General features: G+C 61.1%; 19 protein-coding genes and 1 riboswitch. Of the genes, 8 read left to right on the forward strand and 11 right to left on the reverse strand.

The window, feature by feature from the left end; all coding sequences use genetic code 11:
• The first annotated feature begins 201 nt into the window (after positions 1-201).
• Both ACEQZY_RS18645 and ACEQZY_RS18650 read left to right on the forward strand, forming a co-directional pair.
• Complete coding sequence (locus ACEQZY_RS18645; RefSeq protein ID WP_370156394.1) at positions 202-681, forward strand: mobile mystery protein A; 480 nt, start codon at positions 202-204, stop codon at positions 679-681.
• Positions 678-1,277 (forward strand): mobile mystery protein B, encoded by a 600-nt coding sequence (locus ACEQZY_RS18650; RefSeq protein ID WP_370156396.1) that lies wholly within the window; start codon positions 678-680, stop codon positions 1,275-1,277. The genes ACEQZY_RS18645 and ACEQZY_RS18650 overlap by 4 nt, the downstream gene beginning before the upstream one ends.
• A gap of 67 nt (positions 1,278-1,344) precedes the next feature.
• Here ACEQZY_RS18650 and ACEQZY_RS18655 read toward each other — a convergent pair whose 3' ends face one another.
• The 7 genes from ACEQZY_RS18655 to ACEQZY_RS18685 form a co-directional block, all read right to left on the reverse strand.
• The gene (locus ACEQZY_RS18655) at positions 1,345-1,470 is read right to left on the reverse strand and encodes a hypothetical protein (protein ID WP_370156398.1); all 126 of its coding nucleotides are present in this window, start codon (positions 1,468-1,470) and stop codon (positions 1,345-1,347) included.
• Between the two features lie 222 nt (positions 1,471-1,692).
• The gene (locus tag ACEQZY_RS18660; protein ID WP_370156400.1) at positions 1,693-2,010 is read right to left on the reverse strand and encodes a hypothetical protein; all 318 of its coding nucleotides are present in this window, start codon (positions 2,008-2,010) and stop codon (positions 1,693-1,695) included.
• 8 nt (positions 2,011-2,018) lie between these two features.
• Positions 2,019-2,279 (reverse strand): hypothetical protein, encoded by a 261-nt coding sequence (locus ACEQZY_RS18665; RefSeq protein WP_370156402.1) that lies wholly within the window; start codon positions 2,277-2,279, stop codon positions 2,019-2,021.
• Between the two features lie 614 nt (positions 2,280-2,893).
• Positions 2,894-3,229, reverse strand: coding sequence for an endoribonuclease MazF (mazF, locus tag ACEQZY_RS18670; RefSeq protein WP_370156404.1), 336 nt, complete (start codon positions 3,227-3,229; stop codon positions 2,894-2,896).
• Positions 3,229-3,486, reverse strand: coding sequence for an AbrB/MazE/SpoVT family DNA-binding domain-containing protein (locus ACEQZY_RS18675; RefSeq protein WP_341702113.1), 258 nt, complete (start codon positions 3,484-3,486; stop codon positions 3,229-3,231). The genes mazF and ACEQZY_RS18675 overlap by 1 nt, the downstream gene beginning before the upstream one ends.
• Before the next feature lie 444 nt (positions 3,487-3,930).
• Positions 3,931-4,653, reverse strand: a complete 723-nt coding sequence (locus tag ACEQZY_RS18680; RefSeq protein ID WP_370156406.1) for a CbtA family protein — start codon at positions 4,651-4,653, stop codon at positions 3,931-3,933.
• Between the two features lie 16 nt (positions 4,654-4,669).
• A complete protein-coding gene (locus ACEQZY_RS18685) occupies positions 4,670-4,876 on the reverse strand; it encodes a CbtB-domain containing protein (protein WP_370156408.1) in 207 nt (68 codons plus the stop codon).
• 32 nt (positions 4,877-4,908) lie between these two features.
• Positions 4,909-5,062, reverse strand: a riboswitch (cobalamin riboswitch).
• 11 nt (positions 5,063-5,073) lie between these two features.
• On the opposite strand from ACEQZY_RS18685, the gene ACEQZY_RS18690 reads away from it, so the two are divergent.
• From ACEQZY_RS18690 to ACEQZY_RS18710, 5 genes are all read left to right on the forward strand, one after another.
• The gene (locus ACEQZY_RS18690; protein WP_370156410.1) at positions 5,074-5,640 is read left to right on the forward strand and encodes a histidine phosphatase family protein; all 567 of its coding nucleotides are present in this window, start codon (positions 5,074-5,076) and stop codon (positions 5,638-5,640) included.
• Positions 5,641-5,746: 106 nt separating this feature from the next.
• Positions 5,747-6,235 carry a YchJ family protein gene (locus ACEQZY_RS18695; RefSeq protein ID WP_370156412.1) on the forward strand — a complete coding sequence of 163 codons (489 nt, stop codon included), beginning with the start codon at positions 5,747-5,749 and terminating at the stop codon, positions 6,233-6,235.
• 33 nt (positions 6,236-6,268) lie between these two features.
• The gene (locus ACEQZY_RS18700) at positions 6,269-7,024 is read left to right on the forward strand and encodes a YkgJ family cysteine cluster protein (RefSeq protein WP_341702118.1); all 756 of its coding nucleotides are present in this window, start codon (positions 6,269-6,271) and stop codon (positions 7,022-7,024) included.
• Positions 7,025-7,079: 55 nt separating this feature from the next.
• Positions 7,080-7,886: a hypothetical protein gene (locus tag ACEQZY_RS18705; protein ID WP_370156414.1), complete on the forward strand. Its 807-nt coding sequence runs from the start codon at positions 7,080-7,082 to the stop codon at positions 7,884-7,886.
• Between the two features lie 4 nt (positions 7,887-7,890).
• Entirely contained in the window at positions 7,891-8,448 is a 558-nt protein-coding gene (locus ACEQZY_RS18710; RefSeq protein ID WP_341702120.1) for a hypothetical protein, read from the forward strand.
• Between the two features lie 4 nt (positions 8,449-8,452).
• Here the strand turns inward: ACEQZY_RS18710 and ACEQZY_RS18715 are convergent, their stop codons facing one another.
• From ACEQZY_RS18715 to ACEQZY_RS18725, 3 genes are all read right to left on the reverse strand, one after another.
• Positions 8,453-8,758 (reverse strand): hypothetical protein, encoded by a 306-nt coding sequence (locus ACEQZY_RS18715; protein WP_341702121.1) that lies wholly within the window; start codon positions 8,756-8,758, stop codon positions 8,453-8,455.
• Entirely contained in the window at positions 8,755-9,102 is a 348-nt protein-coding gene (locus tag ACEQZY_RS18720; RefSeq protein ID WP_370156416.1) for a hypothetical protein, read from the reverse strand. The genes ACEQZY_RS18715 and ACEQZY_RS18720 overlap by 4 nt, the downstream gene beginning before the upstream one ends.
• 110 nt (positions 9,103-9,212) lie before the next feature.
• Positions 9,213-11,054 (reverse strand): ParB/RepB/Spo0J family partition protein, encoded by a 1,842-nt coding sequence (locus ACEQZY_RS18725; RefSeq protein ID WP_370156418.1) that lies wholly within the window; start codon positions 11,052-11,054, stop codon positions 9,213-9,215.
• A gap of 1,136 nt (positions 11,055-12,190) precedes the next feature.
• Here ACEQZY_RS18725 and ACEQZY_RS18730 point away from each other — a divergent pair.
• Positions 12,191-13,015 (forward strand): hypothetical protein, encoded by an 825-nt coding sequence (locus tag ACEQZY_RS18730; RefSeq protein ID WP_370156420.1) that lies wholly within the window; start codon positions 12,191-12,193, stop codon positions 13,013-13,015.
• A 69-nt stretch (positions 13,016-13,084) separates the two neighbouring features.
• Here ACEQZY_RS18730 and ACEQZY_RS18735 read toward each other — a convergent pair whose 3' ends face one another.
• Positions 13,085-13,408: a hypothetical protein gene (locus ACEQZY_RS18735; protein WP_341702029.1), complete on the reverse strand. Its 324-nt coding sequence runs from the start codon at positions 13,406-13,408 to the stop codon at positions 13,085-13,087.
• Positions 13,409-13,442 lie beyond the last annotated feature (34 nt).

Below are 13,442 nucleotides of genomic sequence, written 5' to 3' on the forward strand. Positions count from 1 at the left end.
TAGCCCCCGTTCCCGGTCTTTAAGCGCATCGTGGGCTTCTCCTTGGTCTCACCCATAGCCCTTGATATTTTGACAGGGTATGGCCTGTAATTATATTATTGATCGACAGGGTATAGCCTGTTATAAATTGAGGTATTTACAGGATAAAGCCTGTAATCAAACTACTATTTGACAGGCTACAGCCTGTAGATAAGGTCGAAAATGCCTTGGAACTCACTTAAACAGAGTTCTCGCCAACGACTGGACGCACGCTTTGCCGAGTTCCCCTCGGCCGAGCGGTTTGCTGTCCCCCCAAAGGGCTGGATCAAGGCAGTCAGGACGGCGCTGGGGCTGTCTACACGGCAGCTCGGAAATCGGGTGGGGAAGAGATCTCAGTCAATTCTGGAGCTGGAAAAGAACGAGGCGTTGGGGCGCATCCAGATCGACAGCCTTGCGCAACTCGCCCTCGCTCTGGATTGCCAGCTGGTCTACGCCTTCATCCCAAACAACAAGGAGAAGAGTCTGCGCAAGATTGTGGAAACGCGCGCGCGCAAGGTGGCGCTGAAAGCGCTAGCGGCGGTCAATACGACCATGGCCCTAGAGGATCAGGCGATCGATCTGAAAGACGAGCTGCGCATTCAGTATTACATCCAGGAAAACCTCGACGAACGCTCCCTGTGGGACGCCAAGGTTGACCCGTGAATCTGTTCGATGAGGTCGACGAGCATGCTTCCCCACTCAGCCCTGACGAACGTCTCGGCCTGCGGTTGCCGGACATAACCTACCGTCACGAGCTCAATCAGGCCGAATTCGACAATATCGCAAAAGGCGCGGCCTGGGCCTGGCGGCGCCGCGGCGGACTCCTTGCCGAGGCGTTTGTGATAGAGCTGCATCGCCGTATGTTTGGCGATGTATGGAGCTGGGCTGGAACGTTCAGCCGGGAGAACAAGCGCCGCATTGGGGTGGACTCATACGAAATTCCAGTCCGGCTCCGGGCCGCGCTGGATGAAGCCAGGGCATGGCGCGACTATAAAAGTTTCCCGGTCGATGAGATCGCCGTGCGCTTTCATGTCAGCCTGGTATCGATACATCCGTTTCCGAATGGCAATGGCCGGTGGTCGCGGATGATGGCCGACCTGTTGGCGGTCAGGCTCGGTGCAGAACGCTTCACCTGGGCGAGTGCCGGCGAGCCTGAGTTGCTGTCTCAGCAGGGCAATACCCGCGCCCGATATATGGCAGCCCTCTTGAAAGCGGTCGGGCACGACGTTTCAGACCTGATTGCCTTCGCGCGCTCTTGATGAGCAGCCCACGCCGGGTATCAAGTTAGAAAAGGCGGCGCCCCTTCGGACGCCGCCGGCCGGCCGCCTAGACGGCCAGCTGCGCGAGGGCATCAGCCAGCTCCGCCTCGATCGCGGCCTTCTCCTCGATGCTCTCCCAGCAACCGCCCTTCAGTTTGGCCTTCAGCTGCTCGATATGCTCGATGGTGCTCATGATCGTCTCTCCTTCTGTTTGACGACGCGACCATGGGGACGGGGGCCGGGTCAGGGAGCGCGCAGCGACCGGCTTGCCGGCGAACGGGGGAGCCGATTTTTTCGGCCCTGGCCGGAAAAATTGGGGGAACCGTTCGTCCTTGAGGCGGACCCTGGCCCCATGGTGCCATGGGACGTCCGCGAAGACAGGAATCTCTGTGGGGGTAGGATCTGGCCGGTTTGCTCAGCTGATGCCGGCGTCGGGCCAGGTCGCCTTGCGCTGCAGGGCGACCAGCTGGTCGGTGATCCACGCATCGGCCAGCCTGAGGGCGCCGGCGAGTGTTGCGGCCTCGATCGTGCCGGCTTTGACCCGGTCTCGGTAGAGAAGCACCGGCCAGGCTTCGGGCAGGCGGCCGGCGCTGGCGCCGCGCGGCCTGGCCACCAGCACATGGGCTTTTGCAGCGCTGCACCGCTTGTAACAGACAAACCGCTGGTCCTGTTTCCACTCTATGCCGGCGACATGTCGCCGGGCGGCTTCATAGAGGGGAAGGTCGGTGGTCATGGCACCACCTACTCAGCGGCCGTCCTGGCGCACTTGATAGCCTCGGCCAGCGCTTCAGGGTCGTTGTCGATGAAGAGCTTCAGGACGCGCAGCAGATCGGCAGCCTTGTCGACGAACCCGGCCCGCTGCAGATCGGACTGATCGCAGGGCAGACCGTCACGGCGGGCAATCACGATGTTCCCGTCGCGCAGCGTGACCATGTATCTCGGTCCACGTTTCAGGGGCGCATTCCGGATCACTTCAGGGATTTCGGCTTTAATGGCGGACATGGGTCTATCCTTCCTTACCAGTGGAGGGTTGTGGCGAGGTAAATCGCCGTCGTCTCGGAAATCAGTCCTGTGAGGACGAGGGACGCGAGAAGCGCGCCGCGGCCGAGGATGCAGGCACCGCGGCGTCTGGCTCATCCGATATCAGCAGATCCGCGACTCAATCAGGGAACCGACGCCAAGGTTCCGTCCCGTGGGCAAGTCCAGGCATGCCCAGCAAGATATGTCCTGCTGCTGCTGAATACCTCGGCACCGTTCTCGCATGACCAGGCTGGATGAAGGTCGCGGAGATATGCGGCTACTCCCGTCAGTCCGCCATGATCGAAAGACTGTGTCAATTGCACGAGACTGCCAGCTGATCCTGACCTGCGGGCCAGGTTGCGCACGATCTTCCTGGATCGTTGCCGTTCCTGCGCTACGTGTATGCCGGGCGCTTTCTCGGCAGAGGAGGCGGTGCTCAATCGAATCTGGTCTGCATTTCAGCAACACCGGACCAGCTGTGATGACGGCCGGCCTTCATATGTTGGGACTCGTACGGTTTTCTTTTCGCCCCCGGCAACGGGGTTCACGATGCGGTTGTGCAGGTAGTGCAGTCTCTCGCGCAGGCGAAGGCTGGGCTAGAGCAGGGCGCGGGCAAGGCCCCGCACCTTGTTGACCTCCGCCGGCTCTGCCCTGCGGAGGAAGGAGGCGCCTCGGTGACGCCAGTCCACGCAGCGCAGCTGGTCTGCAATGGCAAATGACGCCTTGTCGCCGCCGGTTATCTCCACCATGAACGGCCAGTTGGGCCGGGGATTGGTTGTCAGCGGGCAGCAGATCATCTTGCCGGTCTTGTTGTAGGTGAGTGGCGACAGCACTAGCGCCGGCCGGTGTCCGCTCTGTTCGGTTCCGACGCGGGGGTCGAAATCGAGCCAGACCAGATGGCCCCGGTCGGGAATATAAGCTGCGTCCGTCATCACCATTCCTCGTCGCCCACTGGGGGGCCAAAGGACACAAGCTCAGGGGCGTCTTCCGCCCGGACACCGTCCATCAGCTTCTCGAGATCGATCGCCGGCGGTTCGGCGTCATAAGGATTCGCCTTTTCGATGATGATCCGGCCGCCTTCGGTGCGCACGTCCAGCTGCTCATTGATACGCAAGCCGGCGGCCTGCATGATCGCGGCCGGCAGTCGGACGGCAGCGTTGTTTCCCCATTTTTTGAGCGTGACCAGCATGACGGCCTCCGTTTCAACATTGTTGATACTACAGAGTCGGGAAGCTACGTGTCAACAGTGTTGATACTGTGGCCATAAAAATCATCCCATGCGGCCCTTTCGGTTCCCGGTCTCTTTTCTGCCCTTGTCGCGGATCTGGGACCTTGGAGATCTTTTCTGAACGAGCGGACGGAGCGGTCTGCGCACGGGCCAGGCGACCAGGCGCAGGGCCTGAAAGCCGCCATGCCGGATCGAAGGCCAGTAGGCTTGCCGGCGATTAACAACCTGCACTCCAGGATCGTGCAGGTGACAGATCATGGTCTCACCGACATGGATAGACCGGATTGAGGTGCTATGTGCCGCAGATACAGGCAAGCTGAACGCGGCGACGAGGAGAAAGATCGAAATCCGAAAATTATTGATCGAAAGGCAGGGTTCGGCCTGCCCCTTGGTTGCTAAGCACCACTAATGCCGCGATGAGGGAGGAAATAAAACGCGCTCGACTAGCTCACCAAAAACAATTCCAATTGTTGTCCAGAGGATGAGGTGGATCCCAATGGAGGCAATTCGGAAATTCCAGAGAACATCAGCCGGGAACTGCTGGGCGATATCTCCGACTGCAGGCAGCAAGGCATGGACAATAATCAAAACCAGCAAAAGAACCGAACTTCCTAGCAGCGACGCATTCCAGGTGCCAAGTCGAGTGAGAAAGCGGCTGCCGATGAACGCAGAGAACAGCATGCCGGCGATTGTGACGAGGATGGTCACAAGATAAAGGGTGGTCCGCTCCGCAATGGTGTCTGGGGAGCCAACCGAGGGCGGATTGGCCGGATACTTTATTGCTGGGACGAGAGCGATAGCGAAGAAGGCGGCCGCGGCCAATAGTGCTGAGGTCGCCCGCGGCGACAAATCACCAAAACGGCCATGGACAAATGCGAACGCCACCGCAAAAAGCCCGCCTAGCGCTGTACCGAATACGACTACAGCAACAAAGAGGCCAATCCCGGACTGAATGCTGCGGCTTACCACTTCCGATTCGACAGGGTGCAAATGCCTTTGCATTGACTGGCTCTCGAATGCAAGAGCTCGATCAAGCTGGGGTTCACCAACTGTCAGCGCAAAAAGAAAGGCCAGAAGTCCAGCGATTGCCCCGGCGAGCAGGCCAAGGACCAGAAGGCGACGCAGCATTTGCTACAGCCTTCTGTCAATGACAAGGAATCCCCAGAAGATGACGACCATCATGAACAAATTCGTGGATGGCCGCTTCATGGATAACTGTTGCTGCTCCTTCTTCGATTCCGATGAAATAAAGCATAAGCAACATCAGAGTCCCGAACAGGAGCCCGGAGACAATGTCCAGTGAAGGAATGGAGGTTGTCGACGTGCGGGAAAGGGTGCTTACCTGAGCCATCTGGTACCTCAATTGGGAAAACGCGCCCAAAACGGAGTAAGTCCTGAATTCGGGGGTCTGACTTGAGAACTACACAGCATCAGTGCAGCTCAGATACAGTGGCGCGACCGCGCCGGGATCTCACCGGCTTCCCCGATTCCTGACGGCCTGCAGATTAAGTGCCGGTCGGAATCCTGTCAATTGGATCGATACTGAACATGGCCATATTCGTGACGCTGATAGCCCATGCTCCCACCGCTGCCACCAGGACGGCTGCCTTTCCAGCTGATGAAGCGGTGCTCATTGGCGCCAAGGCGATCGCTGCGTCGTTGTCCTTGCCGGCATCTTTGGGGCAACCTCTCAGTGCTGCTCCAGAGGCACGAACACGAGAGACAGCAAAAGCATTGTCAGGAAGCGTTGTCATCGATCCAGCATTGCGGGATTGCGACTACGGCCGCTGGGCTGGAAAGTCGCTCACCAGCCTGCAACTGGATGAGCCAGCGGCATTAGCTGAATGGCGGCATGAATTTCATGCCAAACCACACGGTGGGGAAAGCTTTGCCGATGTCCAGAACCGGATCATCGGCTGGCTCGACGCGCTGACTGCCTTTCGCGGTCAAGTTTGTGCCGTGACGCACCCACCAGTGATGCGAGCCGCACTGGTTTATGTTCTTGGCGCTCCACCAGCTGCATTCTGGCGGATAGAAATCGGCACTCTCGGAATGGTCCGATTGTCACACGACGGAAAGTCTTGGAAACTGCAGGAACTAAGGGCTGTGCACTGATTGGGGAAGTATTTCTTGAAGTTTAAGATGGGAGAACAGGCGCCAATTCTCTTCCGAGAAGCTGTGCCGAAAGGCAATATCCGGAATATCCAGAGATAGATCACCCATGACGAAATGCCCCTGCGATTCCGGCCTCGGCTTCGATGCCTGCTGCGGCCCGCTGCTTGCCGGACAGCCAGCCCCGACGGCACTGGCTCTGATGCGCGCGCGCTTCACCGCCTATACGAAGGTCGATATCGGCTATCTGGAACGCACGCTGACCGCCGAGGCGAAGGCGGAGTTCGATCCGGCGGAGACCAGGAGCGTGGCCGGTGCGGCGCACTGGTCCGGCCTCAGCATCATTGCGACCGCGGGCGGCGGCGAAGGCGACACGGAAGGCATGGTCGAGTATGCGGCCCGGTTCCGGCTGCATGGCGAGCAGCGGGTCCATCACGAGCGCGCCACGTTCCGGCGTGACGATGGCGTCTGGCTCTGTTCCGGCGGAGAAGTCGCGCCGAAGCCGGAAACGCGCCGGACGGAAAAGGTCGGCCGGAACGACCCCTGTCCGTGCGGCTCCGGCAGGAAATACAAGAAATGCTGCGGCGCCAGCGCATAGGCAGCCGGGCGGCAGCCGGCCGGAGCTGACGGGATGCAGCACCATTTCGCCTGCACCGCCTGCGGCAAATGCTGTACCGGCATGCTGCCGCTGACCCTGGACGAAGCCCTGCAGCATGCCCACCGTTTCCCGCTGGCCATGGTCTGGACCGTGATAAAGCCGGGGGCGGCATCCTATGCGATGGCAGCCCGCCTCGGGACAGTGGTGCAGATAGCGCGCCGGAAATCGGTTGCGGTGCAGGTCATTCCGATGGCTTACCTGCCGCCGCAGACGTCCTGCCCGGAACTGACGCAGGAAGGTCTCTGCGGCATTCATGCCGTCAAACCGGTGCGCTGCCGTGCCATGCCCTTCTATGCCTACAAGGATGAAGCCGACCAGGCGGACATGCTGCTGCCGCGGGCGGGCTGGGCCTGCGACATCTCGAAGGCCGCGCCCCTAGTCTACCAGGATGGCAGGATTCTCGACCGGGCGGATTTCGATGCCGAGCGGCAGATGCTGCTGGACCAGGTGCCGATCATCAAAGCCTATGCGGACCGCCTCGCCGCCTCGGCCGCCGGCATCGTCGGCAAGCTGGAGATGCTGAGCAAGCAACCGGCCGGCGGCCGGCTGGCCCTGCCCTTCACCGGGATTCTCCCCCGATTGCAGGGGGTTGACCTGAAAGCATTTGCGGCGGCGCAGCTGCCGGTTCTCCGGCGGTATGCCGGGCTGACGGCAGATTCCAGGGCCCTGACACAGTTCCACCAGTATTACTGCGATGCAGCGCAGCGGCTTGCAGGGATACTATGCTGATTGAATCTGCGGTAGTTACTCTAGGTTCATTTCCGAGACGGAAAAGAGAGGAGCCATGGCTGACGAGCTGACAATGGACGCCGCAGCAGCGTTCACTCTCGAATATGCCTCGGGGGCGATGCGAACCCGAGGGGAGTACAGCTCATACGGTTATGAAATCTACCTGCCAAATGTGCTGCATGCATATTTGGCAGGTAAGCTGCCAGGGCAGCACGAATTCCATGGTCATTCATCTCAGGCCCAGAGGCTCTCGCCAATCTTCTATGATGCAGCCTGGTCACTATGCCGGCGGGGCATCCTGCGGCCGCATGTTCGGGAAATCGGACGGCAGGCGACGGAAGACGGTGCCAGCGGTAACGGTTACTCGCTGACCGCATACGGGCGCGAGTGGCTGAAGTCAGAAGACCGGGATCTGGTGATCTCGGCAGATGCCGGCAGGTTCGGACGGCTGATCGAGCGGCACGCCCAGCGTTTCGGCCTTGCGTACAAGCAAAGGGCTGAAGAAGCAGCCCGCTGCAAGCAGGCCGGAGCAAACCTCGCTTGTTGCGTGATGTGCGGCGCCGCGGCCGAGGCCGTTCTTCTGGCCGCGGCGACAGCGAAGAGGGGGGACAACGAGGCCGTTGTGCGGGAATACCGGTCAGCAAGCGGCCGGCGCCGTATGGAGAATGCGCTTCTAGGTCAGCAGCCGCAGGAGTTGCGCGACCGATTCCATAATCTGATGGACCTGCTGAAATATTGGCGCGACGATGGCGGCCACGGGCTGCCATCGAGCATTGACGAATGGGAGGCTGACGAGGCCGTGGTCCGGCTGCTGCGCCTGTCACGGTTTGTGGAAGATCACTGGGCAGAGCTGACCAGCTGACGCCATGGATACGCTTGAAGCCTTCTTGGCCCGCTATCCCTCGACAATTGCCCTTTTGTCGGCAGTAGGAACCATCGCGGCTGTGGTCGTTGCGCTATACCTGGCTGGGCGGCAGTCCCGGCCGCGTCTGAAGGTCTTTGTCGATATTCGGCTTTATTTCTCGTCTGAGGCCCAACAGGGAAGAGACACACTCGACACACGCAATGCACCGTCAGTCATCATGGTGTCCATCGACAATATTGGCCCGGTGCCGGTGACGATTCCGTATCTGAGTTCTTTTGTATGGAGTGTCCCTTTTGGGAAGGAAGTTATGCAGCAGAACCCACATGAGCCCGTCTTCCGGAATCAGCCGATCAAGCTGGAGCCGGGCAGGTCTGCGGCGCTCGTGCTGACAAACGACTTGGAAGCCTACAGGGTGATGCTCGGAAATTTAGCCCGAAAGTCGCGAGTGCCATGGCTGGCCGCTCGATATCCGAGACTGACAGTCTCAACGGAAGTCGGCCATCGGTTCCGGGCAACCTTCGGCCGGACGCTCAAAAGATTGCATCCGAAAGAGGGGTGATCCTCTACCCCGCGACATTGCCGCCGCCCCAGCAGCAACGCTGCTGGCGGGCATCGAACGCGCGGGCGAGACGATAGCCGAGTTCGCGGGCGGCGGCGCGGCCCGGGCTGTGGCCAAGGCCGACCAGGTAGGCGATGCGCCAGTAATCCGACTGTTCCGGGCGACGACTGATTTCGCCCCACTGGAATAGCAGTTCCACGCCCTGGCGCACATCGGCCGGTTGCTCGGTGATCGCCTGCCGGATCGTCGCGATCACGGTCATCGCGGCACCTCCGCCGGGGTGATCGGGGTTGTTCGGGAGGGTGTTCATGCTGGAAGCTCCTGCAGCGCCCGGCGCGCGAGGCGCGCGGCGATGCCGGGGACGAAGCGGGCCAGCTGCGGCGCCTCAGCCTCGTAGAGGTCACAGAGACGGGCGGGCAGGCCGTGGTCGTAATGATCGGGGTCGTAGCCGCTCCACAGCCGGGCCGGCAGCCACATGCCGCCGGCCGCGTTTCTCCACTCATACTCGACGTTGTTCCCGTAGAGGGGATGGGCGATCACGATGGCGCGCCAGAGGTGCTTGCCGATCTGCAATTCGCGGCTGGTGTAGAGAGGGGCCGGAGGCAGGGTGAGCCGGCCGGCCAGTGCCGGCCGATGGGTCGTGGTGTGCAGCATGGCTGTTCCCAGGGGTGTCTGGGGAAGAGGGGTGCCGCCCCGCGCCGGAGGAGGGAAACGCGGGGCGGCGGGAGAAGCCGGGCGCGGGAGACGGCGCGCCCGGCCCGGTGTCACTCGGCGGCTTCGGCGAAGGCCTCGCCGGCGTCGTCGTCATCGTTGGCGCTGGCATCCTGCTCGATGTCATCCGCCTCGATGTTGTCGCCGGCATCGTCCTCGCCGGCATCGCCCTCGTAATCGTCGCCCTCGTCGTCCATGTCGTCGTCATGCGACGCAAAGACTTCGACGTCCGGGCCGGTGGCCGGGAACATCATCGCGCCGGGCAGCCAGTTGCGGGCTTCCTCGGTGCTGCCGGCGGCGAAGCGGGCGGCGGCGATGTCGACCAGTTCCGACTTCTTCGCCTTGCCGGATATTGCCGGCATGCCGGCCTCCTGCATGATCGCTTCCAGCTGGGTCCGGTTGCGCTTCGACAGGAAGAAGGCATCCGGCCGCCAGCAATCGACCATGTTCACCCCGAGGTCGTTGGCGACAACGTTGAACAGGCTGTCCGCGCTGCCGTCCAGTTTCTCGTTGTGGGTGGCGCAGAAGGCGATGGTGGTCAGGAATAGGTGAAGGCCTTCGAGGTCCGCATCGGTCAGGCCCTTGATCCGCTCGTAGAGGGCGGTGGCGCTGCGGCCGTAGGATCGCTCTAGGAATTCGAGGCCGCTGTCGTGATCTTCCAGCCGCTTGTCGGTCGCCCCCAGCAGACGGGCATAGTAGCGGGCCTGTTCCTCAAGCTTCCGGAAGCTGTCCGACTTGGCTTCCGGGTTGTTGCCGAAGAAGGCGATGCCGGCGCTCTTGGCGGTGCTGATGCCGATGTTCTGGGCGTAGGCCAGCATGCCGACCACGGCCAGAATGCGGGCCGTCCTGGGCGAGCCGAGGATGGCGGCCTGCACGGCGGCGGTCTTGTGGGCGTTGATGTACCGCTTGACCGGCTCGGCATAATCGGGCCGGACCTTGGCATTTTCCTCGCGGATCGCTTCCCGGACCGAGGGGGCGACTTCGCGCTTGCGCAGGCCGGTATGGATTTCGACCTTGCCGTTCGGGGTCATGTGGATGATGACGCCCGACTTCTTCGCTTTGCTGCGGTCGTAGAGATGGGTGGCGCAGTGCCAGCCCTCGAACACCTCCACCCATGCCGACGTCTGGCGCAGTTCCTCGGCCTTTTCCTCGACCGCCTGCTTCTGCAGGGTCAGGAACTGGCTGAAATCATCGAAGTAGGAGGTTTCCGCCTGCTGGAACAGGTCGGCGGCGATGCGGCCCTTGTACCGCTCGATGGGGAAGATCGCATGGGCGACCGAGGCCCGGTCTTCCAGAAATGACTGTCGCACATCGTCCGCGTCCATTTCGGAGCCGCTGCGGATGTCCGCAACGATCTCCCGCTGTTGCGCACTGGTGCCGATGGTCAGGGCCTCGGCAACGGACAGGGTGATCTCGTCCTTGCGCAGGGCGGACTTCGCTTCCTTGCACAGGCCGGCAAGGGCGAGGCGGCGGCGGATGGTCATTTCGGACTTGCCGACGCGGGCGGCGATGTCTGCCAGTTCGGCGCCGGACTTGACCAGATCGGCGAAGGCCTCGGCCTCATCAACCGGGTTCATGTCCTCGCGCTGAACGTTCTCGATCAGCGCCAGTTCCTTGGCATGCTGCTCGGTCACGTCCTCCTTCACGTCCACGTCGATTTCGTGATCGGCGGTCAGGGCGCCGGTTTCGACCAGATACATGTGGGCGTAGTAGCGGCGGCTGCCGAAAATGATCTCGCGCTTCTTGCCGCGCAGTTTCTTGGCGCTCGGCGCCTGCAGCAGGCCGTTGGCGAGGATGCTGGCGGCCAGTTCCTTGATGCTGTCCTGCTTGTAGGATTTGCGAGGATTGTTCGGGTTGGGGCTGAGGTCGCTCAGCTTCACGCGCTCGATGGTCATCTTTCTGTCTCCTGTTGAGTCGGTTCACTTGCGGGGTAAGGGCTCTACCAATCTCCGCGACATGACCGGGTGTCGGCTTGCCGCGTTGCTGCCGCCACTTGAACCAACCCCGCGCTTTTTCCCCGGAAGCGGGGGGTGGACGGCGCAAAGCCCGACAGGCCAGACGGAGAAGGCGGGACGCGAAGCGTTCATCGAGGGAGGGGTATCGCCCACCCGAGCGGGCGCTCCGCAGCGAAGTCAGGGCGCTGCGCGAGGGCACGCGGGCGCCTTTTGGCGCACGCCCGCGTGTGATTTCCGGCGAGCCGGAAATCATGGGGAAACCCGAGATGGCGCTTACGGCCCGCCGCGGCTGGCCTAAAAGGGCGCGACGGCCAGCACCCGCGGCCGAGGGAAAAATGAACAGACGACGCGCCGCGGCATCGCGGCGTCGACTACGGCCGCCGGCGGCGGCCGGCTCGCGCGGCTGACGGCGCCGACTGGCCGAGACCCGCACGCGGGGCTCGGGTGCGCAGCACCACCAGGCAGCTCTCCCGCAGGGACGCGCCCAGCTTCCTGGTCTGGCGTGTCTCTTTCGAGCCTTGGGCTGCGCGAGAATAAAATAGCAGGACCTGCCCGGATTTTTGGGCGGCGAGACTAAATATACAGGGGTGACCGATCACATCTGATCGCCTCACCTTATTCATGAGCAACGCATATAGAAGGAGAAAATTATACAGCTTCATATACTCAAATCATCAAAGTCCTGGAACGCTTACGGGTTCACCCGGGATTCGGCGGGCACCAATCTGCCGGCCGAGTTGGGCCCATGGATCTACTTCAGGCAGATCGAGTTGGAGCCAGACGACAAGCCCCGGATCGCCTTCGATGTTCAGGCCTTGCTCCAGGACATGGATACCAATGGCTGGCACGTCGCCAGCGCAGAAGTCCGTGTTCGGGTGAGCGGCGAGTAGCAACACGGAAGAAACGACAGGGGCCACGCTTAGCGTGGCCCCTGTTCTTACCTCAATCGGCTGTCGGCACCACCGCTTTCAGGACGATGACCACGAGCACCGACGGCCGTGCAGTTGTGGCGGCGGTGTGTAGCGATGTGAGTTACGATATATCTGTACCAGTCACTGGAAGCAGATGGTGTTGTGATGTCCTGGAATGACCTGCCCCCGACGGATCGGAAACGCCTGCAAGAGCTGGCGAATGGCATAGGTCGGCTCATAGAGCCGACACTGCGAGCCGCGGAAGGCTTTGCTCGCAATGTTCAGCCGGTTGTTAAAACGATTGGTGAAGTTGCTCAGGCTTTGAAGCCCGTATTCGACACTGTGGCCGTGATCGCACGGCATAGTCATCAATGCGAGATGCTGGACAAGGCGGGGTGGCTGCCGCACCGGACATCGCCATTTGAGTTGCTGCAGGAGAATCTTGCCTGGAACAGTGACGAGGTCCGGCAGAAAGTTGATGCCTATTACAGGGAAAACTGGGAATGGATTTCAGCCGAGTTCCTGTCGGCTGTTGAAGACGCTTCCATTGACGATGAAGCGAAGATGACATTTGGCGAGGCGATCACGGCGCACGGGCACGGGCTGTATCGGGTGGCGCCACGGCTGCTTTTTCCGGAAGTGGAAAGGATTGTTGGCGATATCCTGCACAAGGATGAAGGTATGCCAAGGAAGATTTCGAGCCTTCGCAAGCTGGCAGATGTAGCGGATGAATATCTTCCGGGCAGCATTGCGGCTCTGAATTTTCACAAGCGGCTGCGGGGTCACCTCTATGAGCATATTAAGTCATCAGAGGATCTTGCTGGTATTGTCGATGATCCAATTCCGAACCGGCATGCTGTGGTACATGGATTGGTGAGCTACAAGACGGCGCAGTCAAGCATTAATGCCATGATTCTTACGTTGTATATTTTTCAGATGCTGTCCGTTTACCTTGAGCGGGATGCCAAGGAAGCGTCGTTGTCGCAATAGAATCAGAAAGGCTGCCGGCAATGCCGGCGGCCTTTCCTTCTTTCGCTGACCGTATATACGGAAGCCGAGTCAGCGAATCTCGCTGAAGCGTTCATTGATGATGCGGCGAAAAAGTGTCTGAGTGCCGACGGCACTCAGTCCTTCGCCAATCTTGATGGCCCCCGGCGGCGAGACCTTGATCCGCATCTCGACGTCAGATCTCTCGGCCGCCGGGTGGTTGCCGGTATAGGCATGGGTGAAGATGACCTTGCCATCCTTGCTGACGATGTAGTTCTCGGAGATCTGTGTCTGGACCAGGCTCTGATTGTCCTGATCGGGGGCAAAGCCGATTTCGGCATAGGCCGCGTGAACGGCGAAGGCCCGGGCGCTCTCGATCGCCTCCTCGGCGGTCATCTCGCAGCGGAGAGTCTTCTGGCTGGTCGATGAC

This window comes from Ferrovibrio sp. (assembly GCF_964218355.1).
In the GTDB taxonomy this organism is placed as follows: Bacteria; Pseudomonadota; Alphaproteobacteria; order Ferrovibrionales; family Ferrovibrionaceae; genus Ferrovibrio.